23 protein-coding genes are annotated in these 24,949 nt (G+C 53.8%); all 23 read right to left on the bottom strand.

All coding sequences use genetic code 11. The annotated features are described in order from the left end of the window. Nucleotides 1–339: 339 nt before the first annotated feature. The 23 genes from lysS to hpt all read right to left on the bottom strand — a co-directional run bounded on the left by lysS (nt 340) and on the right by hpt (nt 24,922). The gene (gene lysS / locus M3223_RS22330; RefSeq protein WP_251565768.1) at nt 340–1,851 is read right to left on the bottom strand and encodes a lysine--tRNA ligase; all 1,512 of its coding nucleotides are present in this window, start codon (nt 1,849–1,851) and stop codon (nt 340–342) included. Between the two features lie 184 nt (nt 1,852–2,035). Beyond that, nucleotides 2,036–2,512: a transcription elongation factor GreA gene (greA, locus tag M3223_RS22325; RefSeq protein ID WP_251565766.1), complete on the bottom strand. Its 477-nt coding sequence runs from the start codon at nt 2,510–2,512 to the stop codon at nt 2,036–2,038. A 280-nt stretch (nt 2,513–2,792) separates the two neighbouring features. After that, entirely contained in the window at nt 2,793–3,788 is a 996-nt protein-coding gene (gene dusB, locus M3223_RS22320; protein WP_251565764.1) for a tRNA dihydrouridine synthase DusB, read from the bottom strand. 18 nt (nt 3,789–3,806) lie between these two features. Beyond that, nucleotides 3,807–4,028 carry a helix-turn-helix domain-containing protein gene (locus M3223_RS22315; protein ID WP_251565762.1) on the bottom strand — a complete coding sequence of 74 codons (222 nt, stop codon included), beginning with the start codon at nt 4,026–4,028 and terminating at the stop codon, nt 3,807–3,809. Continuing rightward, nucleotides 3,980–4,558, bottom strand: coding sequence for a 2-amino-4-hydroxy-6-hydroxymethyldihydropteridine diphosphokinase (gene folK, locus M3223_RS22310; protein WP_353057727.1), 579 nt, complete (start codon nt 4,556–4,558; stop codon nt 3,980–3,982). The genes M3223_RS22315 and folK overlap by 49 nt, the downstream gene beginning before the upstream one ends. Next, complete coding sequence (gene folB / locus M3223_RS22305; RefSeq protein ID WP_251565760.1) at nt 4,530–4,916, bottom strand: dihydroneopterin aldolase; 387 nt, start codon at nt 4,914–4,916, stop codon at nt 4,530–4,532. The genes folK and folB overlap by 29 nt, the downstream gene beginning before the upstream one ends. Next, nucleotides 4,904–5,788: a dihydropteroate synthase gene (gene folP, locus M3223_RS22300; protein WP_251565759.1), complete on the bottom strand. Its 885-nt coding sequence runs from the start codon at nt 5,786–5,788 to the stop codon at nt 4,904–4,906. The genes folB and folP overlap by 13 nt, the downstream gene beginning before the upstream one ends. Before the next feature lie 36 nt (nt 5,789–5,824). Continuing rightward, nucleotides 5,825–6,715 (bottom strand): aminotransferase class IV, encoded by an 891-nt coding sequence (locus tag M3223_RS22295; RefSeq protein ID WP_251565757.1) that lies wholly within the window; start codon nt 6,713–6,715, stop codon nt 5,825–5,827. Next, nucleotides 6,712–7,293 carry an aminodeoxychorismate/anthranilate synthase component II gene (gene pabA, locus M3223_RS22290; RefSeq protein ID WP_251565755.1) on the bottom strand — a complete coding sequence of 194 codons (582 nt, stop codon included), beginning with the start codon at nt 7,291–7,293 and terminating at the stop codon, nt 6,712–6,714. The genes M3223_RS22295 and pabA overlap by 4 nt, the downstream gene beginning before the upstream one ends. Beyond that, nucleotides 7,290–8,903, bottom strand: coding sequence for an anthranilate synthase component I family protein (locus tag M3223_RS22285; RefSeq protein ID WP_251565753.1), 1,614 nt, complete (start codon nt 8,901–8,903; stop codon nt 7,290–7,292). Before M3223_RS22285 ends, pabA begins: the two co-directional genes overlap by 4 nt. A gap of 237 nt (nt 8,904–9,140) precedes the next feature. Further along, the gene (gene cysK / locus M3223_RS22280) at nt 9,141–10,082 is read right to left on the bottom strand and encodes a cysteine synthase A (protein WP_251565751.1); all 942 of its coding nucleotides are present in this window, start codon (nt 10,080–10,082) and stop codon (nt 9,141–9,143) included. Between the two features lie 139 nt (nt 10,083–10,221). Continuing rightward, nucleotides 10,222–11,199 carry a peptidylprolyl isomerase gene (locus M3223_RS22275; RefSeq protein WP_251565749.1) on the bottom strand — a complete coding sequence of 326 codons (978 nt, stop codon included), beginning with the start codon at nt 11,197–11,199 and terminating at the stop codon, nt 10,222–10,224. 12 nt (nt 11,200–11,211) lie between these two features. Then, entirely contained in the window at nt 11,212–12,114 is a 903-nt protein-coding gene (gene hslO, locus M3223_RS22270; RefSeq protein ID WP_251565747.1) for an Hsp33 family molecular chaperone HslO, read from the bottom strand. A 248-nt stretch (nt 12,115–12,362) separates the two neighbouring features. Next, entirely contained in the window at nt 12,363–13,136 is a 774-nt protein-coding gene (locus M3223_RS22265; RefSeq protein ID WP_251565745.1) for a type III pantothenate kinase, read from the bottom strand. Nucleotides 13,137–13,139: 3 nt separating this feature from the next. Further along, complete coding sequence (gene nadC / locus M3223_RS22260; RefSeq protein ID WP_251565742.1) at nt 13,140–14,033, bottom strand: carboxylating nicotinate-nucleotide diphosphorylase; 894 nt, start codon at nt 14,031–14,033, stop codon at nt 13,140–13,142. Continuing rightward, nucleotides 14,017–15,642 (bottom strand): L-aspartate oxidase, encoded by a 1,626-nt coding sequence (gene nadB, locus M3223_RS22255; protein ID WP_251565740.1) that lies wholly within the window; start codon nt 15,640–15,642, stop codon nt 14,017–14,019. The genes nadC and nadB overlap by 17 nt, the downstream gene beginning before the upstream one ends. A 35-nt stretch (nt 15,643–15,677) precedes the next feature. Beyond that, on the bottom strand, nt 15,678–16,616 hold the full coding sequence (gene nadA / locus M3223_RS22250) for a quinolinate synthase NadA (protein ID WP_251565738.1): 939 nt from the start codon (nt 16,614–16,616) through the stop codon (nt 15,678–15,680). A 403-nt stretch (nt 16,617–17,019) separates the two neighbouring features. Further along, nucleotides 17,020–17,976 (bottom strand): ABC transporter permease, encoded by a 957-nt coding sequence (locus tag M3223_RS22245; protein WP_251565736.1) that lies wholly within the window; start codon nt 17,974–17,976, stop codon nt 17,020–17,022. Next, nucleotides 17,977–19,059, bottom strand: coding sequence for an ABC transporter permease (locus tag M3223_RS22240; protein WP_251565734.1), 1,083 nt, complete (start codon nt 19,057–19,059; stop codon nt 17,977–17,979). A 16-nt stretch (nt 19,060–19,075) separates the two neighbouring features. Continuing rightward, the gene (locus tag M3223_RS22235) at nt 19,076–20,617 is read right to left on the bottom strand and encodes an ABC transporter ATP-binding protein (RefSeq protein ID WP_251565732.1); all 1,542 of its coding nucleotides are present in this window, start codon (nt 20,615–20,617) and stop codon (nt 19,076–19,078) included. A gap of 77 nt (nt 20,618–20,694) precedes the next feature. Continuing rightward, nucleotides 20,695–21,753 carry a BMP family lipoprotein gene (locus M3223_RS22230; protein ID WP_251565730.1) on the bottom strand — a complete coding sequence of 353 codons (1,059 nt, stop codon included), beginning with the start codon at nt 21,751–21,753 and terminating at the stop codon, nt 20,695–20,697. A 397-nt stretch (nt 21,754–22,150) separates the two neighbouring features. Continuing rightward, complete coding sequence (gene ftsH, locus M3223_RS22225) at nt 22,151–24,193, bottom strand: ATP-dependent zinc metalloprotease FtsH (RefSeq protein ID WP_251565728.1); 2,043 nt, start codon at nt 24,191–24,193, stop codon at nt 22,151–22,153. Nucleotides 24,194–24,382: 189 nt separating this feature from the next. After that, complete coding sequence (hpt, locus tag M3223_RS22220) at nt 24,383–24,922, bottom strand: hypoxanthine phosphoribosyltransferase (protein WP_251565726.1); 540 nt, start codon at nt 24,920–24,922, stop codon at nt 24,383–24,385. Nucleotides 24,923–24,949: the final 27 nt, after the last annotated feature.

The following is a 24,949-nucleotide window of genomic DNA, read 5'->3' as shown; positions in this document are numbered from 1 at the left end:
GGCACGCCGCCAGCGTTCGTCCTGAGCCAGGATCAAACTCTCCATAAAGGGTTGTTCGACTTGCTCATTTATAACGTTGACTTGCTTCACTCGTTGTTCAGTTTTCAAAGAACAAATTCGCTTTATTGCTTCACATCGTCGTGCCTCTCAGCGGCGACTTAGATAATATATCACGCCCGCCTATACAGATGCAAGTCTTTTTTTAAATTAATTTCACCTTTTTTATTTGATCTTTCTGGAGTGCATTTATTGTATAAACACGGCGCTCACGAACTGCCTTTTCATATCGTCCGATAAAACTAAAACCGCGCCAGCTCTAATGCTGGCGCGGTCATCAATCTATTCGTTTCTCATATGAGGGAAAAGCAGCACGTCGCGGATCGACGGCGAATCGGTCAGCAGCATGACAAGACGGTCGATACCGATGCCAAGTCCGCCGGTAGGCGGCATACCGTACTCCAGCGCGCGAATGAAATCTTCGTCCATTTCATGCGCTTCGTCGTTGCCCGCTTCTTTTTCTACGAGCTGAGCTTCAAAGCGTTGACGCTGGTCAATCGGATCATTGAGCTCCGTAAACGCATTGGCATGCTCACGAGATACGATGAACAGCTCAAAACGGTCCGTGAACCTTGGGTCCAGATCGTTCTTTTTTGCCAGCGGCGAGATGTCGACCGGATGTCCCGTTACAAATGTAGGCTGAACAAGCGTATGCTCGACGAACTGCTCAAAGAATGCATTGACGATATGTCCATAGGTCATGTGCGGCTCTACCGGCACTTTATGCTCTTTGGCGAGACGCTGCGCATCCTCCAAGGTAAGCTGTTCCGTAAAGTCGACTCCTGTTGCATCCTTAATAAGCTCCATCATAGAAACACGGCGCCAAGGAACAGTCAGATTGACCTCCTGGCCTTGGTATTGAACGACCGTGCTGCCGTGAACCTCTTGCGCGATATGAGCAATCAGATTCTCGGTGAGCGACATAATGTCCTTGTAGTCCGCATAAGCCTCGTACAGCTCGATCATCGTAAACTCAGGATTATGGCGCGTGCTCATTCCCTCATTGCGGTAAACGCGTCCAATCTCGTATACCTTCTCAAGGCCGCCTACTATTAGACGTTTCAAATGCAGCTCGATTGCGATCCGCATGTACAGCTGCATGTCCAGCGCATTATGATGCGTAATGAACGGACGAGCCGCCGCGCCGCCTGCAATCGCATGCAGTGTCGGCGTTTCTACTTCCAGGTAGCCGAGTGAATCCAGATAACGGCGCATCGATTGAATGATGCGGGAACGGAGAATGAACGTTTGCTGCACATCGGGATTCGTAATCAGGTCGACATAACGCTGGCGGTAGCGCTGCTCCACGTCCTTGAGGCCATGGAACTTGTCCGGCAGCGGTAGCAGAGACTTGCTAAGCACAGTTACTTCTTTGGCTTTTACGGAGATTTCGCCGGTTTTTGTCTTGAACACGGTGCCGGATACGCCGACGATATCGCCGATATCAAGCAAATCAAACGCCTGATATTGCGATGTTTCCACCGTGTCCTGGCGAACGTAGATCTGAATGCGGCCGGTAAGGTCCTGGATATGAGCGAAGGACGCCTTACCCATACCGCGCTTTTGCATAATGCGGCCCGCAATGCGCACCTCTGCGCTTTTCTCTTCCAGCTCTTCTTTACTGAATTCTCCGAACTCCGTAGAAATTGCGCCTGCCGTCGTACTGCGCTCGAACTTGGAGCCAAACGGATCAACGCCGAGATCGCGAAGCTCGTCGAGCTTAGCCCTTCTAATGCGCAGCAGTTCGCTTAAGTCTTGTTCCTGTGCTTCCAATGTGCCGTTTTCCTGATTCAATTCCCATTCATCTCCTTATTCGTTGCCCTTAGCCGCAAGGTGAAACGGCTGCTGCCGTCCTTACTGGCGCAGCACGTTTCATTCCGTGAATATAAGCTAAGCATGATACCCGCTTATATTTTAAAAAAGCTCCCTATAAAAGGAAGCTTCAAACTCGCCGTTTGGTTGTCGCGTTGCCTGTGCCCTACTTCTTAATGTCGACGATTCTGTATTGGATTGCTCCGGCAGGAACGCTGACTTCCACTGTCGTTCCTTTTTTCTTGCCAAGAATGGCTCGGCCGAGAGGGCTTTCGTTGGAGATTTTATTCTGCAGCGGATCGGACTCCGCGGTGCCGACGATGGTGTACTCCATCGTATCTCCAAGCTCAAGATCTTCTACCGTTACAATGGAGCCGACACTTACGGTGTCGACAGCGATATCGTCGTTATTAATAATGCGGGCGTTGCGAAGCATTTTTTCCAGGGTGATGATGCGCCCTTCAATGAAAGCCTGCTCATTTTTGGCATCCTCATACTCGGAGTTCTCACTGATGTCGCCATAACCGATGGCAACTTTAATCCGCTCGGCCACTTCACGGCGTTTGACCGATTTGAGATTCTCCAGTTCCTCTTCAAGCTTCTTGAGTCCGTCCTGAGTCAGAATCACTTCTTTGTCACTCATAGCCGATGTCTCCTGTCGTGGCATATTTGCTTGTACCCTGCTGAAGGATATTTCAGAAAATAAAGGGGTTGCCCGGCAGAAAGGCTCGGTAAGGCCGACCCCAGGAACAGTCGGTGCAGGATTATATTGCAAGATTATATGCAATTGAACCCGGTGTGTCAATGCGAGCCCATCGCTGCCCGTCCGACCGAAAAGAAAAGCGCCCGCCGTCCTCTTCACGGAAGAGGCTTGCGCGCGGGCGCCCTTGTTCTGACCGGTACTAGGATAGGAGCGGCGGCGTTTAAACGGCGGCTGTATGCTCGCCGCGGTTGAGGGAGTCGATGTAGTCGTTCAAAATATGAACCATAACATCGCGGCTTGTCTCTTCCATAATGTTGTCCTTAATCCGGGCGGCTCCAGGCAAACCCTTCAGATACCAGGCCAAATGTTTGCGCATCTCACGCACCGCTACGGCTTCGCCCTTAAGTGCAATCAGCCGGTCCATGTGGAGAATAGCGATTTCCATCTTCTCTTGGGCAGTTGGATCAGGCAGCAGCTCATCATGCGTCAAGTAGTGAATAGTACGGTACAGCATCCACGGATTGCCAAGTGCGGCTCGGCCAATCATCACACCGTCACACCCCGTTTCCGCCAGCATGCGCTTAGCATCCTCAGGAGACGATATATCGCCGTTGCCGATGACCGGGATTCCGACGGCTTCCTTTACTTGACGGATATAGTTCCAATCGGCGCGGCCCGTGTAAAGCTGCTCGCGGGTGCGGCCGTGCACGCTGACCGCTTTACCGCCGGCGCGTTCTACGGCAAGCGCGTTTTCTACAACAAAAATATGCTCGCTGTCCCAGCCGATCCGCATTTTCACCGTGACAGGCTTCTCTACCGCGTCAACGACGGAGCTGACCATGTCATAAATTTTGTTGGGGTCTAGCAGCCAGCGGGCGCCGGCGTCGCATTTTGTCACTTTTGGAACAGGGCAGCCCATGTTGATATCAATGATGTCGGCGTTAGTTTCTTTGTCGACAACTTTCGCCGCTTGCACGAGCGATTCCCGGTCACCGCCGAAAATCTGCAGGCTGAGCGGCTTTTCGCGCTCATCGACAAACAGCATTTCGCGCGTGCGCTTATTGCCGTGTACAATTGCTTTGTCGCTGACCATCTCGGCGCAGACGAGTCCGGTTCCGAACTCTTTGGCGATCAGGCGGAATGCCGGATTGCAAACGCCGGCCATCGGGGCGAGAACGACATTATTTTTCATTTCGATATTGCCGATCTTAAGCATACAAATGTTACCTCATTTCTATCGGAGACCGCCGCTGGCAGCGGCAGTCAATTCTTCGTAGTCAATGCCAAGCGTCTTGGCGATTCTCTCCAACAACTTCGACTCCGGTTTGCGCGTGCCTCTTTCCAGGGAGCCCAGCACGGCGACGGAAACCTCCAGCTTATCCGCCAGCTCCTGCTGCGTGTAACCCTTTAGCTTCCGAAAGGCGCGGACGCGCTGCGCCAATTGATCGTATTCCATAAAACAATGCCTTCCTTTCCATCCCGTAATGCGGCCCCGGCCATGGCCTTGGCTTGTTCGAGAAGAGGATGGCCCTTCTCCAGCACCTCGGACAGAGGCACCATGACAAATGCCCGGTCCAGCATTCTCGGATGAGGAAGCTCCAGCTCGGGCAAGCTCAGCGATACATCATCAACTAACAGCAGATCCAGATCGATGACCCGCGGACCGTTGCGAAACTCTCTGACGCGGCCAAGCTCCAGCTCCAGCTTCAGCAACAGCCGAAGCAGCTCAAGCGGTTCCAATGCGGTCGAAAGAGCAGCCGTCATGTTCAAAAAGGCCGGTTGGTCGGCGTAACCGACCGGGTCCGTCTCATAAACGGACGATACTTGCATCACTTCTACACCTTCAGCCCCATCCAATAGCTGCAAGGCGCTGGCCAGCATCATGCTTCGGTCTCCAATATTAGAGCCTAAAGCGATATAGGCAGTTGCAGTCTTCCGAACCGGCACAGCCGATTGTTCAGGCTGGAACGATTTGTCCATGCTCATCCCGCTTTCGCACCAATTCGACGACAACGCCGTCGAAAAACACTTCGAACGGAGGACTCGGCTTCGTCACACGAACGGTCAATTCATTAATGCCAGTATAAGTCTCAAGCAGAACGGTTGCAATACGGCCTGCCAGCGCCTCGATAAGCTTGAAGGGCGGCCCTTCCACGATTTGCTTGGTGAGCGCATGCAGCTCAGCATAGTTAATGGAATACTCCAGCTCGTCCGTGCGGGCGGCCTGTTCCAGATCCAGCCTGAGGCTAAGGTCGATCCGGAACTGCTGGCCGAGCTTGTTTTCCTCCGGAAATACGCCATGGTATCCAAAAAAGCGCATGCCATTAAGTGTCATTTTGTCCATCGGGAGTCTGTTCCATCCTTTCCATATATCATCGCATCCATCATCGTTGCCGTCCGTTTGATCTCAGCAACATCATGCACGCGGACAATTTGGCAGCCTTGGGCGATGCCAAGCGCAACGGTCGCTGCCGTCCCTTCCTTGAGCTGCTCGACGGGAAGGCCGAGCGTATCGCGAATGAACCGCTTGCGCGAGGTGCCGAGCAACACCGGATACCCAAGAGCGGAAAGCTCGGAAAGACGGGCCATCAGCTCCAGATTGTCGTCGTACGTTTTGGCAAAACCAATTCCCGGGTCGAGCCAAATGTTGTGGTCACGCACCCCTGCGGCAGCTGCGATCTCGATGCTGCGTTCCAGATCGGACAGCACATCCGGTACAAAATCTCCGTAATCCCGCTGCTCCCGATTGTGGCTGATAATAACCGGACAGCCGAATTCAGCCGCTACCCGAGCCATCTCGGGGTCATGCTTCAGCCCCCAAATATCATTGATGATGTGAGCTCCCGCCTCCAGAGCGGCGCGCGCTGTAGCAGGCTTGTACGTATCGATGGAAAGCGGTATGCCGGGCAGCTCCTCGCGCAGCCGGGCGATCAGCGGCACAACCCGCCGAATCTCTTCCTCCAGCGGCACTGGCGTGAAGCCGGGCCGGGTCGATTCTCCGCCGACGTCGATCAAATCAGCGCCATCGACCGCCATCTGACGGGCGTGTTCTGCAGCCGCATCCCCTTCATTGTGCCGGCCTCCGTCAGAAAAGGAATCCGGCGTTGCATTGAGGATGCCCATAATAAGCGTCCGACTGCCAAGCTCAAGCCTCACTCCGCCGGACAGCTCATAGCTGCGCGCCGGGACTTCCCAGCTCAGATTTCTCGTATACATAGCAGCCTCCTATTTCTCTTTCCCGAAAAAAAGCGGCTAAAAGCCCTGATTCCGTCCAGTTCCCGCACGATATAGCTGCAGCAGTTTCCGAAGCATCGGCCCTGCCGTGAAGCCTGCGGCCGGATGCTTTCCTCTGCCGGCCGCATCGGTCAACAGTGTTGCAGGCACAAGCTCTTGAATGGAGTTGGTCGTCCATACCTCATCGGCTTGGAGCAGCTGCTCCCAGGTATATAGCCCCTCCTGAACGCTAAAGCCAGCTTCTTGCGCCAGCTGCAGCACATGCTCCCGTGTAATGCCCGGCAAAATGCCCGTATCGAGCGACGGCGTATACACTACTTTGCCAGAGGCAAAAAACAGATTGCTGACGATGCCTTCGGCCAGCCAGCCTTCCTTTGTCAGCATGAACCCTTCAGCGCCGGGTGACGCCCCGCTGTCCGCCAATTCACGTTTGGCGGCGATGCTGTTCATATAATGGAGCGACTTCATGCGCAACCCGAGCTCCGGCGTATTGCGAGGCGTGGCGAGCAGACGCAGCTCGCGGCCATGCTCGTAGAGGCCCGGCGCCGGTTCGGGAAGCGCCTTTACGAGCACAATCTCCTGCGGCTCCTCGTAATCGCCGGCCGGAAGACCGAGGCCTCCTTCTCCGGCGGATACGGTAAGCCGCACGTACACATCGTCCGGCAATCCGTTTGCCTCGGCCGTCTGCCGAATCAGCTCCGTTAGGCGCTCCGCGTCCGGCTCATAACGGATATGGAGCCTGCGGCATCCTTCCGCAAGCCGCTCCAGATGCCGCTCCAGCAAAAAAGGCTGGTCGCCGTAGGTGCGGAACGTTTCAAACAAACCCATCCCATACAAAAAACCGTGGTCAAACACGGAGATGCGAACATCTCCGGCGCTCGCCACGGTTCCGTTATAACCAATCTTCATCTGACCGCCGGCGCCTTCTCCGCCAAGAAGTTGCGGAGCATGCTGAGGCCGTTCTCGGTAATGATGGATTCCGGATGGAATTGAACCCCTTCCACCTGATATTCCTTATGCCGAAGGCCCATAATTTCACCCTCGGCCGTTTCTGCCGTAATTTCCAGTTCATCCGGCAATGTCTCGCGGCGGACGATGAGGGAATGGTAACGCGTCGCCGTAAACGGAGAAGGCAATCCTTTGAACACGCCTTTGCCGGTATGATGGATAGGCGAAGTTTTGCCGTGCATTAAACGCTCCGCCCGGACGACCTCGCCGCCGAAAGCCTGTCCGATCGACTGGTGGCCAAGACAAACGCCAAGAATCGGGATGACGCCTTTAAAACGCTCTATCAGCGCCAGGCTGATGCCGGCTTCGTTCGGCGAGCACGGCCCTGGCGAGATCAGAATATGATCCGGAGCCAGCTCGGCAATTTCATCCAAGGTGATCTCGTCATTGCGCTTCACGATAATTTCTTCCTTCAGCTCGCCCAGATACTGAACCAGGTTGTACGTAAAGGAATCATAGTTGTCGATGACCAGAATCATAGAATTGGCCCCCTGTCGATTGATGTCGCACCGTGTGTGCGATGCAATTCAGCATATTGAAAAGCGCGCCATAACGCTCTCGCCTTGTTCAGCGACTCCCGGTATTCCCGCTCCGGTTCGGAATCGATGACGATTCCCGCTCCGGCCTGGATATGGACGGTGCGATTCCGTACCGCCATCGTGCGGATAATAATATTAAATTCCATATCCCCGCTATAGTCAATCCAGCCCATCGAACCCGTATAAGGCCCTCTGCGCACCGGCTCCAGCTCCTCGATGATTTCCATCGTCCGGATTTTCGGCGCTCCGGTAATCGTCCCGCCCGGAAAAACAGCGCGGATAACGTCATAAGCATCAAGTCCGTCCGCCAGCTCGCCGTTTACCTGCGACACCAGATGCATGACATGCGAGTATCGTTCCACGACCATCAGCTCTTCCACGCGCACGCTGCCGAAACGGGATACCCGGCCCAAATCGTTGCGCTCCAGATCGACGAGCATAATATGCTCGGCCGTCTCCTTCTCGTTCTGGCGCAGCTCATTCTCGAGAGCGGCATCCTCCTCCGGCGTGCGGCCCCGGCGCCGCGTCCCCGCAATAGGACGGGTATACAGACGGCCCTCTGACAATTCCACCAGCAGCTCCGGGGATGCCGACACGAGCTGAAAATCCGGCGCACGCAGCAGCCCCATATAAGGAGAGGGATTAATCAGCCTGAGCCATTCGTACAGCTCCTCCGGCGAGCTGTCCGTTTCCTTCTGCTGGCGCAGCGACAGATTCACCTGAAACACGTCTCCAGCTGCGATATAATCGCGAATGGCCGCTACTGCCGCCTGATACCGCTCCTGCAGAAACGGACTTGAAGCTCCCTCGGGCACATCAGGAAAAGGCAGCTCTCCCGCCGCTTCGCTCTGCTCCAGCAATGCCCGCCGCGAAGCCGTACGCTCGGCAGCAGCAGCCGTCTCCAGCCATTCGGTCCATTCCCGGAGCATGTCCCCGGCGCGTACAGCCGCTTTGTCGTACTGAGCCTGCATAGCCGGCTCTGCTCGCAGCTGCGAATCCAGCTCACAGTGAACCGCTGCGTACACACAACTCTCCTGCCGGTCGTATATCCATAGCTCGTCCAGCTTCAGGAACAAATAATCCGGCAGCTGCAGATCGTCCTCGGCCTGCTCAGGCAGCCGCTCAATAGAGCGGGCAACATCATAACTCCAAAAACCCGCGATGCCTCCCGTCCACTTCGGACCGCCGGCAATTCTCGGGCCCCGCCGGCCTTCCATCCAGTGGCGAACCGCCTCAAGCGGAGGCGCATCCAACCGGGATTCAAGCGAATAACCTCCCGCTGCATTCCGCTTCATCAGCTCGGCGATATTTCCTTTGCCCCGCAGCACGGCCGACGGACGACGGCCAAGGTACGTATACCGTCCGGTTTTGCCGCTTTCCATCAACATGGAATACGGCTCCTCCGCTTGCCATGCCGTCTCCCAGCTAATCGGAAGCCCCTGCCCTTCCGTGAGCTTTAATCGTGCAAGCACGGGCAAAGTTGTATACGCCTTTTCATCCTCCAGCCATTCCCGCCATTGCGCCCAAGAGGTGCAGACCGTTCCTATCATCGTTGCCGTACCGCCTTCCGTGCTCATCTGTTTCAGGCTGATGGAAAAGCTTCACCAGCTGCCGTACCGCTTCTGCGGGTCAGCTCGAGGCTCCGTTCCTTTTTCACCGCTCTTCTATCGCCTGATCGTATCTTTTCTTTGGCCTAAAATCAAGGTTGTTCATTCCGTTCTGCATTCAAAAAAAAAGACCGTCCCCCTCGCCAGGAGGGAAACGGCCGGTTGAACGTTAAGGCAGAATTAGTTCTCGAAGTTAAACAGCGCCGTGCTCAGGTAGCGCTCGCCGTTGCTTGGGACAACTGCGATGACGCGTTTGCCAGCGCCAAGCTTTTTGGCTACTTGCAGAGCAGCGGAGATAGCGGCACCGGAGCTGATGCCCACGAGCAATCCTTCTTCTTTAGCCGCGCGGCGGGCAAATTCGAACGCTTCCTCGTTCTCAATCGTGATTACTTCGTCGTAAATATCACGATTCAGAATTTCTGGAATGAAGTTGGCGCCGATGCCTTGAATCTTGTGGCCGCCCGGCTTGCCGCCAGACAGCAGCGGGGAAGCAGCAGGCTCAACCGCAACGATCTTGATGTCCGGGAAGCTGCTGCGCAGAACTTCACCGGTACCGCTGATCGTGCCGCCCGTGCCGATGCCGGCTACAAAAGCATCCAGCTTGCCGTCAAGCGAGTTGATCGCTTCAACGATTTCAGGTCCGGTCGTTTCACGGTGAACTTTCACATTCGCTTGGTTTTTGAACTGCTGAGGAATGAAATAGTTCTCGTTCTCTTCCGCAAGCTGTTCCGCTTTTTTAACCGCTCCGTTCATGCCTTCCGCTCCCGGCGTGAGCACCAGCTCAGCACCGTAAGCGCGCAGCAGGTTGCGGCGCTCCAAGCTCATCGTCTCCGGCATAACCAGGATGGCGCGGTATCCTTTGGCCGCTGCGACCATGGCCAGGCCGATACCCGTGTTGCCGCTGGTAGGTTCGACAATCGTCGACACGCCCGGCTTGATCAGACCTTGCTCTTCGGCTACGTTGATCATGCTAATCGCAATACGGTCTTTAACGCTGGAGCCCGGGTTTTGGTACTCCAGTTTCACATAAACCTCTGCACTGCCCTCTGGCACCAAACGGTTCAAACGGACAAGCGGCGTATCTCCGATCAGTTCTGTTACATTCTGCACAATTCTGGCCATGGTCCAACTGCCTCCTCATCTATATTCCGACTAAAATAGTAGGTTATAAGCTGGTTCTATCTTATCAAGGGCTTTCTGCCCTTGTCAATAGGCGTATGCGTGAACAAATACCGGATTGTCAGCGGCTATCGCCATCACATTAACCGCTCGCGGATGGAGAAGGAGCGGCTGGGGTTTTAACGGATCCGGAAGACACTCCATATTGCCTTAGCAAGCGTTGTTCGCCTTCCTTCAGCGAGCCCGCTTCATCCAGCGCCAGCATGCGCCGGACTTCGCTTCGCAGCAGCTCTTCATCAAGCCATTGCGGCTGCTCGCGCGAGAGCAGCTGCACAATCGCAAATCCGACCTCGATCTCCACTGGCTCCGAGATCGCTCCGGGCTCAAGAGCTGCTGCTGCCTCTGCCGCTTCCGGAGCAAGGAACGGATCGCCCTCTTCCATGACGCCGAGATCTCCGCCAAGTTCAGCCGTGGCCTCGTCCATTGAGTGCTGCCGGGCCAGCTCGCCAAAATCCTCACCAGCTTCAATCTTCTGCAATAGCTGTTCCGCTTGCTGGCGGCTTTCGTTCACAATCCAGCGCAAATGAACCTGAGGAGCGGGATACAGCTCTTCTGAATTCTCTTCCATATAAGCATCGATGGCGGCTTCGGAAACGGCAATGTCTTTGGTCATCCATTTTTCAAGGAGCAGCCGGTACATAGCCTCTTCATAAACATCGTCTTGGCTTAATCCAAACTGAGACTTCATTTCCTTATAAAAGCTTTCCTTATCGCTGTAACCTGCCATCTGAACCATGAGCTCCGCCTCGACCTCAGCCTCGGTCACTTGCAGAGCTCCTTTGGCGCTTTCCTGATCAAGAGCCGCCCGGACCATCATCGTCTGCAGCAGGCTGTCGCCATACTGCTCTCTCAGCTGCTTCATCAGCTCTGCTTCGCTAATCTGTACGCCGCCTACTGTCGCAGCGATCCCGTTCCCCTGCGCCGATTCATCCAGCTGCGCATTAACGGGCAAAATGGCCGGCTCATCCGAAAGACGGTTCGTTATAATCAATACGGCAAGCACGACCATACACGCCGCCTGGATGCCGATGATCGTTTTTAATGCTTTATCTCTGCCCATGAGCAAGCTTCCTTACTTCGTCCGGCCCGACTTCGCTTCTTGCAGAAGCTTCTCCAGCCTCGGTTTATTAAATGTATATTTCTCGTTGCAGAAATGGCATTGAACCTCAGCTTGACCATCTTCGTCGATCAGGCTTTGCAGCTCCGCTTCTCCAATGCTGATGAGCGACTGCTCGACGCGCTCCTCGGTGCATGGACATGCAAAACCGACCGGCAGCGTCTCGTGCACGGTAAGGTCGTCGCCGACAACCCAGCGCAAAATTTCTTCAGGGGTCTCTCCTTGATCGAGCAGCGCCGTTACATGCGGCAATCCGCCAAGCGCCGTTTCAAGCCGCGTAATCTCCTCGTCGCTCAGTCCCGGCAGCAGCTGGATAATGAAGCCTCCGGCATGCAGCACGCTTCCGTCTACATCGACAAGAACGCCGACGCCGACTGCGGAAGGCGTTTGCTCCGAGGACGCGAAGTAATACGTGAAGTCCTCGCCAAGCTCACCCGAAATGATCGGCACGCTGCCGCGGTAGGGCTCCTTCAAGCCCAAATCCTTCGTTACATGCACATAACCGGTTGTGCCAACAACACCGGCCACGTCCAGCTTGCCCTGTGCGTTCGAAGGCAAATGCGCTTCCGGGTTGTCCACGTACCCGCGAACCTCGCCTTTGGCATTGGCGTCAACGACAATTGAACCGATTGGGCCGTCGCCCTTAACCTGGAGCGTCAGCCTTTCCTCGCCCTTCAGCATAATGCCCATCATGGCGCCAACCGTTGCCGTTCGTCCCAGCGCCGCAGATGCGGTTGGATAGGTGCCGTGCCGCTGCTGCAGCTCTCGTACCAGCTCGGTTGTACGCGCCGCGAACACGCGGATTTTTCCTCCCCATGCCGTACCTCTTACCAGATAATCTTTTTGCTGATCGCTCATTGTGTACCTCCTTTGTTCCTATCGTCTAAAAGTTTAAAATCGCCGGTCCATTGAAACGAGCGATAGATCTAATTTCTTTTTTTGAAAGCTTAAAAAAGAGAGCGGAGTCAAAGCTTGAGCCCGGAGAAGCGCCAGCGCTCGCCTTTGATGTCGGATTTCAACCGCTATAGCGGTATTATTCAAGAAATCTGAGATCAACAGCGATCGGAGGGACAAGCTTTGGCGCAGCGGGAACTTTTATTAAGCTTTCAGTGCTGCTCCTGGTTGCGCTCATAAATCAAACGAAGTCCTTCCAGCGTCAGCAGATGGTCGACCTCTTCAATTGTCTCCGATTCCGCCGCGATCAAATCCGCCAGACCGCCGGTTGCCACAACGCGCGGCTGCACGCCGAATTCCTTGCGAATACGCCGGACGATGCCGTCCACCTGGCCCGCATAACCGAAAATAATACCGGCCTGCATAGAAGTGACGGGATTGCGGCCGATGACGCTGCGCGGTTTGACAAGCTCGATCCGCGGCAGCTTGGCCGCTTTTTGATAAAGCGCCTCCGTTGAAATGCCAATGCCCGGCACAATTGCACCGCCCAAATAAGCGCCGGTTTCGTCAATATAGTCAAAGGTAGTCGCCGTGCCGAAATCAACGACGATCAGCGGCGTGCCGTATTTGTCAATGCCAGCTACGGAGTTGACGATCCGGTCCGCACCAACCTCGCGCGGATTCTCGTACCGGATGTTAAGACCGGTTTTGATGCCGGGCCCGATAACAAGCGGCGTTTGACGCAAATACGTTTTCGACAGCAGCTCCAGCGTGCGCATAAGCGGCGGCACAACGGAAGAGATGACGACCCCGCGAATTTCATCCAAAGAAATCCCCGCATAATGGAACAGGTTGTATACCATCATGCCGTACTCGTCGCTCGTTGCGGAGCGGTTCGTGCTCATCCGCCAATGATACAGCAGCTCGCTGCCGCGATAGATGCCGAGCACAATATTTGTGTTGCCAACGTCGATGACGACAATCACCGGTCAAGCCCTCCCCTTTTTGCCGCCGAGGTCGAGACTGATGTCCAGTGAACGGAACGAATACGTCAAGCCGCCTACCGAAATAACGTCCACGCCGGATTCGGCGATGCTCCGTACCGTTTCCAGCGTTACGCCGCCCGAAGCCTCCGTTACGACATGAGGAGCTCGGCTGCGGATCAGCTCCACCGCTTCTTTCATTCGCTCCGGCGTCATGTTGTCGAGCATGATAATATCTGTGCCGCAGTGGAGCGCCTCGTTGACCTGCTCCAGCGACTCCGTCTCGACTTCGATTTTCATCGTGTGCGGAATAGCCGAGCGCGCCGCGTTAACCGCCGCCGTGATGCCGCCGGCCCCTTTAATGTGATTGTCCTTAATCATGACCGCATCGTACAGGCCGAAACGATGATTAGAACCGCCGCCGACACGCACCGCATATTTCTCCAGCAGTCGGTGCCCCGGAGTCGTCTTGCGCGTATCGACAAGGCGTACCGGCAGCCCTTCCAGCGCGTCCACGAACTGTTTGGTTTTAGTCGCAATGCCGGACAGACGCTGCATAAGATTAAGCGCAAGTCTCTCCCCGGTCAAAATGCTATGGGTGCTGCCTTCCACCTCGGCGATAACGGTGCCCTTGGTCACGGCGTCTCCGTCCTGTACAAACGCCTTGAAAGAGAGCGCCGGGTCAACGACGGAAAACACCGTTTCGGCAACCGGCAGACCGGCGATGATGCCGTCTTCCTTCACATGTATGACCGCTTTCATCACGCTGTCCGCCGCAATCGTCGTGCGCGTTGTGACATCGCCCGTGCCGATATCCTCAGCCAGCCAGCTCCTGATGTTATCCCGCAATTGTGTATCGTAACCGCCAATGCCCAACCCCTGTTTAGCGAACAGCTGCATAGTGAACCGCCTCCTCCGTCATGCCCTGCACCCTGTGCAGCACCGTATGTTTTCGCCATTGAATATCGTCCCGCTGCGGGAAATCAACGCGATAATGCGCGCCGCGGCTTTCCTCGCGGACTGCGGCGGACTCCGCCGTCAGCATGGCGTTTGTCAGCAGATTGGCGAACTCAAAATCTTCCCGTTTGCTCATTACGGTAGAGAAAAATGGCAGCTGCCGTTTCAGCTCCGCAAGACCTTTAGCCAGACTGTCGGAGCTGCGGCGAAGGCCGATGTAACGAACCATGACCTTTTGCAGCTTAAGCCGCTTCTCCACAACTGCTTGACGGGAAATAGCCGAATGCGAATCCAGCTCCTCGCGCACATGCACGTCCCCTTCCAGCGGCGGAAGCTCGCTGATGCGGTGAATAATGCGGCGGCCGAATACAATCGCTTCCGAAAGCGAGTTGCTCGCAAGCCGGTTCGCGCCATGCACGCCGGTGGACGATACTTCGCCGCAGGCAAACAGCCGGCGAATGTTCGTTTCTCCGTTCAGATCGGTCCGCACCCCGCCCATCGTGTAATGAGCAGCCGGAGCAACCGGAATCCAGTCCGTTGTCAGATCCAGGCCGTACTGCAGGCAAGTTTCATAAATAGTAGGGAAGCGGTGGCGAACCATTTCCTCGGATTCATGCGTGACATCCAGATAAACAAACGTTGCTCCCGTCATTTCCAGCTCGCTGACGATTGCATTTGCCACTACGTCGCGCGGAGCCAGCTCCAGCTGCGGATGATACCGTTCCATGAAACGCTCGCCGTGAATGTTGCGCAGAACTGCGCCTTCGCCGCGAACCGCTTCGGAGATGAGGAACCGTGGAGCACCCGGATAACAAAGCGTTGTCGGATGGAATTGAATGAATTCCATATCCCTTATGTAGGCGCCCGCCCGGTAAGCCATGGCGACTCCATCACCTGTTGCGACTTCAGGGTTGGTCGTGTAACGATACATCTGCCCTGTGCCGCCTGTGCACAGAATCGTCGCTTTGCCGCGCACAAACACGCGGGAGCCGTCCGGCTTCTGAACGAGCGCGCCGCAGCATTCGCCATCGCGTGTGATCAGATCAATCGCAAAATGATCGTCCCACACCTCAATGCCTTCGGTTGCGACCGCTTTTTCTGAAAGCGCGCGCACAATTTCATAACCCGTTGCATCGCCATTTGCATGAAGGATGCGGCGCTGGCTGTGCGCGCCTTCTTTCGTCAGCGCAAACTCGCCATTTTCCAGGTCGAATTGCGTCCCCATTCCAATGAGGCTGCGGACACCTTTCGGTCCTTCATGTACAAGCACGCCGACGGCGTCCTCATCGCAAAGCCCCGCTCCGGCAATAAGCGTATCCTGCAAATGGAATTCCGGTTTGTCCTCGTCGGAAATAACCGCTGCAATGCCGCCCTGGGCATAACGGGTATTGCTGTCCATAAGCGATTTTTTGGTTACCATCAGCACCGAGCCGCGCTCGCTTGCCCTTATAGCGGTAAAAAGACCGGCAATGCCGGCCCCGATTACAATGACGTCTTTCTCCACAACAGGGATATCGTCGAGATTCATATCCACCAAGTATCTAGGTATCATCACTGCAGCTCCTCCAGACATGGGAGTAGCGCATGCTACTTCACCAGCAGCATGCGCTCCAGGGACAGGCGAGCTTGGTCAGCTACCTGCGGCGGTACGTAAATTTGCGGAGACATGTTCTCCAGACAGCGCACCAGTTTTTTGAGGTTGTTTACCTTCATGTTCGGGCAGACCAGATATTTCGTCGCAAAGTGGAACGTTTTGTCCGGGCTGTCCAGGCGCAGCTGATAACCTGTACCGTCCTCTGTGCCAACGATGAATTCCTTGTTTGGCGATTCCTTGCAGTATTTAAGAATCGCGGTTGTGCTGCCGACAAAATCGCCGAGCGCAACAACCTCAGGACGGCATTCCGGATGCACGACAAATTCCGCGTTAGGATATTTAGCCTTCATCTCTTCCACGTCTTTAACGGTCAGCATATCATGCGTATTGCAGTAGCCTTCCCAAATAATCATCTTTTTGTCGGTTTTTTGCTGGACGTAATGACCGAGGTTTTTGTCCGGAACCCAGATGACTTCGTCGCCTTCAACAGAGTTAACGACCTTCACCGCGTTAGCCGACGTACAGCAAATATCGGTTTCCGCCTTGATCTCCGCAGAAGAGTTAATGTAGGTGACTACCTTCGCATTGGGATGCTGAGCTTTCAGCTTGCGCAGACCTTCCACGTTAACCATGTCGGCCATCGGGCAGCCGGCGCGCTCATCGGGAATGATGACCGTTTTGTTCGGTGCCAAAATTTTTGCGCTTTCTCCCATAAAATGCACACCGCAAAACACAATCGTATCCGCATCGGTTTCGGCTGCCTTCTGGGCCAGCAGGAACGAATCCCCGCGGAAATCGGCCACTTCCTGAATTTCATCGCGTTGATAGTAGTGGGCAAGAATGATGGCGTTGCGTTCCTTTTTGAGCTGCATCAACCGCTCACGCAGTTCACGATTTTGTTCCGCCTTGCGCTCCATTGCCAGAGCTTCCACGGCTTTCCTCTCCTTTGGCGTCCTGTTAGGCTAACCGTCATGCTGGCATGCGGTCCGGACCCGTATAGTATGCGGCAATAGAGCGTGAAATCATGCCCTAACGCCGCTCTTGAATAAGTGAAATGATTCACATTGTTACAAAGCAGTGACGATTCAGTAACACCTAATTTACACCCCTGCACAAGGACTGTCAACCAACGGATGAGGCCTATTTTGCAGGCATTTCCCAGGAAATTCAAGCTATCCGCCGGTCGCTCTAAGGAGAGCCCTTTAAAGCAGCTGGCTGGCTCCATATGAACAAAAATGACGAGTTGAAAATGCGCTTCTATGTGATATAGATATAAAAAAGCCTCCTGCCTGTTAAGCAGGAGGCTGAATATTGAATAAGCTGCTTCGGCGTTAGCTACCGTTTGCCCGGATCGTACGGTTCCCCGAGAGCAGACGGAGCACGGCTTTTGCCGGCGGCAACAGCCAGCAGAAGCAAGGTCAGAATGTACGGCAGCATATAAAGGAACTCGTTCGGAATCGATTGCGACCATGCAAACAGATCCGCCTGGAAGCGAAGCGCCTGTGCAAAGCCGAAAAAGAGTGCCGCGCCAGCTGCGCCAATCGGATGCCAGCGTCCAAAAATGATCGCGGCAATGGCGATAAAGCCCTGTCCGCTTACGGTGGTATGAGAGAAGTCATACGTTGTCGTAAGCGAAATCGTCGCGCCGCCCAGACCGGCCAAAGCTCCGCTGAGGAGAACGCCGATGTAACGGTATTTGATGACGTTGATGCCCACTGTGTCCGCAGAGCCTGGATGCTCACCAACCGAGCGGAGGCGAAGGCCGAAGCGGGTGCGGTACAGCACGTACCAGGCAACAAATACAAGCACATAACAGAGGTAAGTCGTCGGATAAGCCTTGAACAGCGCGTCGCCGATCACCGGAATGTCCGACAGGAATGGAACATTGTATTTCGTAAAGGCAATACCGGACAGATTTTCTGTTTGGCCGGAGCCGTCGAACAGGCTCTTGACGAGGTAAACCGTCAGACCGAGCGCCAGGATGTTGATAACAACCCCGATAATAACCTGATCGGCTTTAAACGTAATCGTTGCAAAAGCGTGCAGCAAGGAAAATGCCGCGCCAATCGCCACTGCCATCAGCAGGCCGAACCAAGGCGAGCCTCCGCCAAAGCCCCACTCCGAGGAGAAGTACGTAAACACGGCGGCGCTGAACGCCCCGATAATCATCAGGCCTTCCAGCCCGATGTTAGTAACGCCGGAACGCTCGGAGAAAATGCCTCCAAGTGCAACAAGAATGAGCGCGGTTGAGAAAACCAGCGTTGTATTAAGCAATAAGCCGATTGTTTCCATCTAAGCCGCCCCCTTCTTCTCTTCCCGGCGTTTGCGGAAAAATGGTTTCAGGAAAAACTTGACGATGCCGTGGCTGGCTACAAAGAAAATAACCGCGCCGATGACGATCCGGATAATTTCATTTGGCACATCGGCTTCAAAGCTCATGCCCGAGGAGCCATAGCTCAGGAAGCCGAACAAAAGGCCGCCGAAAATAATTCCAAACGGATTGTTGCCGCCGAGCAGCGACACCGCGATGCCGTCGAAGCCGTAACCTGGCAGCGCGTTCATGACGGCCATCGATTTGAATACGCCAAGCGATTCAAAGGCGCCGCCCAGACCGGCCAGCGTACCGGAAATCATCATCGCTTTTACAACGCTGCCTTTAACGTTGATGCCGGCATAATGAGCCGCGTCAGGGTTGAAGCCGCTGGCGCGCAGCTCATAGCCTTGGCGGGTTTTCCAAAGAATATAATAGAACACAAACGAACAGAGTACAGCAACGAGCGTGCCCCAGTGAATCCTGGCGCTATCCGTAAGAGTAACCAGCCAATCGATAGATGCGGAAGCCGACTCTTGGATATCGCGGGAGCGGTTCTGGCCTGGCTCTACCATAACGACACGAACCATGAAGTTCGCGAGGTAGTAGGCGATCCAGTTCAGCATGATCGTCGAAATAACCTCGTTCACGCCGCGGGAAGCCTTCAGCCAGCCGGCAATGCCGGCCCACATAGCTCCGGCGAGGCCGCCGACTAGAACGGCAAGCGGCATATGAATGAACCAAGGAAGTTCAAGATTGATGCCGATCCAGGTTGCAGCCGTCATGCCGGTAATGAACTGGCCCTCGGCACCGATGTTAAACAGACCGGCGCGGAAGGCAAATGCGACCGCCAAACCAGTAAAGATAAGCGGCGTAACTTGGCGAATCGCTTCGCCAAAATCGTACGTCGATCCGAATATTTTGTTCAGCATAGCTGCATATGCATCAATCGGATTGTATCCGCCCATCAGCATGACGATGGCGCCGACGAGAAGTCCGAGCACAATCGCAATCAGTGGCACATAGGTGCCTTGCTTGGTGAATATCTTGTTCAAGACTTGCATTGGAGTTCCTCCTGTCTCAGACGGTATGGCGCTGGGCGTCTCCCATGACGTTGCCTGCCATCATGAGACCAATCTGCTCTTCGTTCTTTTCGTCGGCTTCCATTTGTCCCATAATACGACCTTCATAAATGACAGCAAGTCGGTCGGACAAGCCGTACAGTTCTTCCAGCTCAAACGATACGAGCAGTACCGCTTTACCGGCATTACGGGCAGCAATGAGTTGTTTGTGCACAAATTCAATTGCGCCTACGTCCAAGCCGCGAGTCGGTTGAACCGCGATAATAAGCTCAGGATCACGCTTCAGCTCACGGGCGATAATGGCTTTCTGCTGATTGCCCCCCGACAGCGAACGTGCTGCCGTATGAATGCTCGACATGCGTACGTCGAATTCCTCAGCAAGCTTAGTTGCGTTAACATCCATCGCTTTATAGCTAAGAATTCCGTTACGGCTGTAAGGCTCTTTATAATAATTGTTAAGCACCATATTTTCGCTGACGGAAAAATCAAGCACAAGTCCGTGTTTGTGACGGTCTTCAGGAATATGAGATACGCCTGCCTCGGTAATATTCCGTACCGATGCGTTAAGCAGTTCCTTGCCAAGCACTTTGACGGAGCCGCCGCTTGCTTTGCGCATCCCTGTAATCGCTTCCACCAATTGAGTTTGTCCGTTTCCATCCACTCCGGCAATACCGAAAATCTCACCGCCGCGAATCTGGAACGTAACTTCATCAACTACTGCTTTACCATGCTCTCCTTGAACCGTCAGCCCGTTGACTTCTAAAACCGGCTTGCCCGGCTTGGACTTATCTTTGACGACTTGGAAGTTAACCGAACGGCCGACCATCATCTCGGCCAGCTGGCGCTCGCTAGATTCTTTAACCGCTACGGAACCAACCACTTTACCACGGCGGATAACGGTACAAGTATCGGCAATGGCCATAATTTCTTTCAGCTTGTGCGTAATAATAATAATTGATTTGCCTTCACGGGCCAAAGCTCGCAAAATATCAAGCAGCTCATCGATTTCTTGCACGGTCAGTACAGCCGAAGGCTCGTCAAAAATTAAAATGTCGGCACCGCGGTACAATGTTTTGAGAATTTCGACCCGCTGCTGCATGCCTACAGTAATATTTTCAACTCGGACACGCGGATCAACCTTCAAGCCGTATTGATCAGAGAGCTTGCGCACTCGATCATTGGCGCTTTTAATGTCGACGGAAATGCCTTTTACCGGCTCATTGCCAAGGATGATATTTTCCGCAACGGTAAAAGGTTTTACTAGCTTAAAATGCTGATGCACCATTCCGATCCGAAGCTCGATTGCCTTGCCCGCTCCGTCAATTACGACCGGCTGCCCGTTAATTTCAATATGGCCTTCATCCGGCTGGTACAAGCCGAACAGAATGTTCATCAGCGTTGATTTGCCTGCGCCATTCTCGCCCAAAAGAGCGTGAATTTCGCCTTTGCGCAGCTGAAAGCTGATGTTGTCATTGGCTACGATGCCAGGAAAACGTTTTGTAATCCCTTTCAATTCAGCGACGATTGGCTGCTGCTGCATAAAACCTCTCCTTTCTGTCAAAAAAGAACAAGGCCGGCAGCGGCTGGCCTTGTCATATTCATTATGAGGTTACTTCATTATTTGAAAGGTACAGTAATTTCTCCGCTAGTGATCTTGCCTTCGTATTCTTTTACTTTGGCCATTACATCCTCAGGGATGTTCGGGTTGTTCTCAGGCAGGCCTACCGCTTTGTCTTTCAGCGTCAGCAAACGCGTTTTGCCGCCTTCGAATTTACCAGCAATAACTTCTTTCGATACGATAACAACCGCTTCGTCAACACGTTTTACCATGGAGGTCAGCGTGATGTCGTTGCCAAATTCGATCGATTGATCTTTGTCTACGCCGATAACCCATACCTTTTCGCCTTTGGACACACGGTCTTTGGCTTCGGTGAAAATACCGTTGCCGCTGCCGCCAGCAGCATGGTAGATAATATCTGCGCCGTCGTTGTACAGCGTAGCTGCTGCCGCTTTGCCAAGGTCAGGTTTCGTGAAATCGCCGACATAGCTGATCTCTACCTTAACATTCGGGTTAGCCGCTTTAACGCCTTCTACAAAGCCGGTTTCAAAACGTTTAATCAGATCGCCTTCAACGCCGCCAACAAACGCAACTTTGTTCGTTTTTGTCATCATTGCAGCAACGACGCCGACAAGGAAGGAGCCTTCATTTTCCGCGAACATTACGGAAGCAACGTTCGGAGCATCAACTTCGCTATCGATGGAGGCCAATTTGGCTTCCGGGTTTTGCTTAGCAACAGTTGTAATAGCTTTGTTCATCATGAAGCCGATGCCCCAAGTGAGATTGTAGCCGGCTTTCACCATTTGATTCAGGTTCGGTTCGAAGTCGCTTTCGCCCTTGCTTTCAAGAGGTTTAACGTCAGCGCCGGTTTCTTTCTTCAGACGCTGCAGTCCTTCCCAAGCGCTTTCGTTGAAGGACTTGTCGTTTACGCCGCCGCCATCCGTTACCATGCCGATTTTAAAATCTTTGCCGCTGTTGTCGCTTGGTGCGCCAGCATTCTCTTTGTTCGCCGCGCCGCCGTTTTCAGCGTTGTTTTTGGCTCCGCAGCCAGTTACGACGAGCATCAGCGCGAGAGCGGAAACGCTGAGTGCATGGAACGGTTTGCTTGTCCATTTCATCTTTGTATTTCTCCCCTGTTCTTGACCATAGTTTTTGTGGATAAAGTTATTATAGCCGATAATGATGAAGAGTCAATGAGAAAGCGCAATCATATGTGACATCTTGAAAGCATTTTCATATAAAATAAAGCTTCATTAATAAAATAATAGCTGAATAATTGGATGATCTTGGGAGTTAAGCGAATTTAAATACATAAAACGGTATATAACTAACAATACTCGTTAATCTTCTTGAATCCCCCTATCCCCCTTAGAATTCCCTTGCCATGGCCTATTATACCTGATTATTCTGAACATAAGCAACAGCCCCGATGCACAAATGTTCACAGCAAAACAAATGCATACACAAAAAAATCGGGCCGGCTTAGCCGACCCGATTCATGGAAAATATTAAGGTTTAAGCTTTGTCGCCTGGCTCTTTGTCCGAGTCAATCGGACCTGAGTTTTCAGGCTGATCGTTAATGCCTTCGCCAGCCGGTGTTTCTCCAGGCTCGCGGGTTTGGATACGGACTTTAACGCCGCCAATCTCGTCGATGATTGGCTCAGCGCCGGATTCGGAGTCTCCGCCCTCGCCGCTGCTGCCATCCCCGCCCTTGCCGTCAACGGAACCTGTCTCCATCAGATTGCGGATCTGCTCCAGATCCAGCGTCTCTAAACGAAGCAGCGTTTGGGCAATAAGGTGAACCTCTTTGCTCTTCTCGGTCAGGAGATTTTTAGCGCGCTCATACGAATCCGTAATAAACGACTGCATCTCTTGATCGATTTCATAAGCAATTTTGTCGGAGTAGTTCTGCTCGTGACCGATATCCCGTCCAAGGAATACCTGTCCTTGCGTGCTGCCGAACTGCATTGGGCCGAGCTTGTCGCTCATGCCGTATTCCATGACCATGCTGCGGGCAATACCGGTCGCTTGTTTGAAGTCGCTGTATGCGCCGGTGCCAATCTCACCGATGAACAGCTCCTCAGCAACACGGCCGCCAAGCAGGCCGGTAATTTTGTCGAGCATTTCCTGCTTCGTAACGAGCATGCGGTCTTCTTTAGGAAGCATGATGACATAACCGCCAGCGCGTCCGCGCGGGATAATTGTCACCTTGTGCACCATGTCGGCATTTTCCAGGAAATAGCCGATAATCGTGTGGCCCGCCTCATGGTAAGCCACAATGCGCTTCTCGCGGTCACTGATGACACGGCTCTTCTTCTCGGTACCGACAATGACGCGGTCGATAGCTTCATCCACCTCAATCATGCCGATATCCTTTTTGTTGCGGCGTGCTGCAAGGAGGGCCGCTTCGTTAAGCAGGTTCTCCAAATCCGCACCGGTGAAGCCGGTCGTGCGCTTGGCGATAATGTCAAGCTTAACGTCCTTGTTCAGCGGTTTGTTGCGCGCATGGACCTTCAGGACAGCCTCGCGGCCTTTTACATCTGGACGGTCAACCGTAATTTGACGGTCAAAACGTCCCGGACGCAGAAGCGCAGGGTCGAGAATGTCCGGGCGGTTCGTTGCAGCAACGATAATAATGCCCTCGTTCGCTCCGAAACCGTCCATTTCAACGAGCAACTGGTTGAGCGTCTGCTCGCGCTCGTCGTGACCGCCGCCCAGACCGGCGCCGCGCTGGCGTCCGACTGCGTCGATCTCATCGATAAAGATAATACAAGGCGCGTTCTTCTTGGCGTTCTCAAACAGGTCGCGGACACGGGATGCGCCTACGCCGACGAACATTTCCACGAAGTCGGAACCCGAGATGCTGAAGAACGGCACTCCCGCTTCGCCTGCAACAGCACGGGCAAGGAGCGTTTTACCGGTACCCGGAGGTCCGACAAGCAGGACGCCTTTTGGAATGCGGGCGCCGACTGCAGCGAACTTACGAGGGTCCTTGAGGAATTCAACAACCTCGACAAGCTCTTGTTTCTCTTCGTCCGCGCCGGCAACGTCCTCAAACGTCACCCGCTTTTTCTCTTCATTATACAAACGGGCACGGCTTTTGCCGAAGTTCATGACTTTGCCGCCGCCGCCTTGTGCCTGATTAATCAGGAAGAAGAACAGGATGAAGATGATCACGAACGGAATGATGGAGGTCAGGAATGTAAGCCAAATGCTCTGGCCCTTCATCCGCTTATAATCCAATTCAAAGTCGTTTGTCTTACTCAAACTGTCGAGTTCTTTGGTAAGAAATTCATCGGCATTTGTGTAGGCATAAAACTTTTTAGATTCGTTCTTGGCCCCCGCAGGCGCATTTCTGTATTCACCGGTCACCAGATAAGTATAACTGTCGAATTGCACGATCAGCTTGCTGATGTTGTTGGCCTCAAGCTCCTGGCGGAACTCGCTGTAAGGAATCTTTTGCGTGTTATCGTCCTGACCGCTGATAAATTGCACAATTCCGACGGTTACCAGGAAAATAAGCAGGTAAAATCCAGTGTTCCGGATGATTCGATTCATCTCCTACCTCCTCTCAAGACGCTTAAAATATTTTACCATAGCCGGTCTGGCTATCTCAACAGAACCCCCGGCGCATCAGCCTGCGGTCATGCCCGGCTCAAAATAGCCCGGTGAATCCGGCCGCAAGGCCGATGCGCATATGCTCCCGAAGAAGAGGAGAATGCTGTTGGACAGCTGCCCGAAAAGCTTCTATTTGCTGTAGACTTCCGGCTTGAGAATACCGATGTAGGGCAGGTTGCGGTAGTATTCGGCGTAATCAAGGCCATATCCTACGACAAAAGCATGGGGAAGCGTAAAGCCGGTGTAATCGGCATCCAGGTCGACCGAACGGCCGGACGGCTTGTCGAACAGCGTAACGACCGTCACCGACTTCGCGTTGCGGCGCTCCAGCACATCGATGAGATAGCTGAGCGTCAAACCGCTGTCAATTATGTCTTCGACAATAAGCACGTCCCGTCCTTCGACGGAAGCATCCAGATCCTTAATAATTTTGACGACTCCGGAGGATTTCGTTTGATCGCCGTAGCTCGACACCGCCATGAAGTCCATCTCCAGCGGTACGCGTATCTCTTTAACCAGATCAGCCATGAAAATAAACGCACCCTTGAGCACGCAAATAACGAGCGGATTGCGACCCTCGAAGTCGCGGGTCAAAATCTCGCCCAGCTCCTTGACCTTGTCCTTGATCTCTTGCTCGCTATGCAGAATTTCTTGAATGTCGTTATGCAAGTGAAGTTCCTCCCGAATCATCTAATG

The sequence above is a fragment of the Paenibacillus pasadenensis genome, assembly GCF_023715725.1.
GTDB lineage: Bacteria > Bacillota > Bacilli > Paenibacillales > Paenibacillaceae > Paenibacillus_O > Paenibacillus_O pasadenensis_A.
The sequence above is the reverse complement of the archived record's forward strand: the minus strand, read 5'-3'. Positions and strand labels throughout refer to the sequence as shown.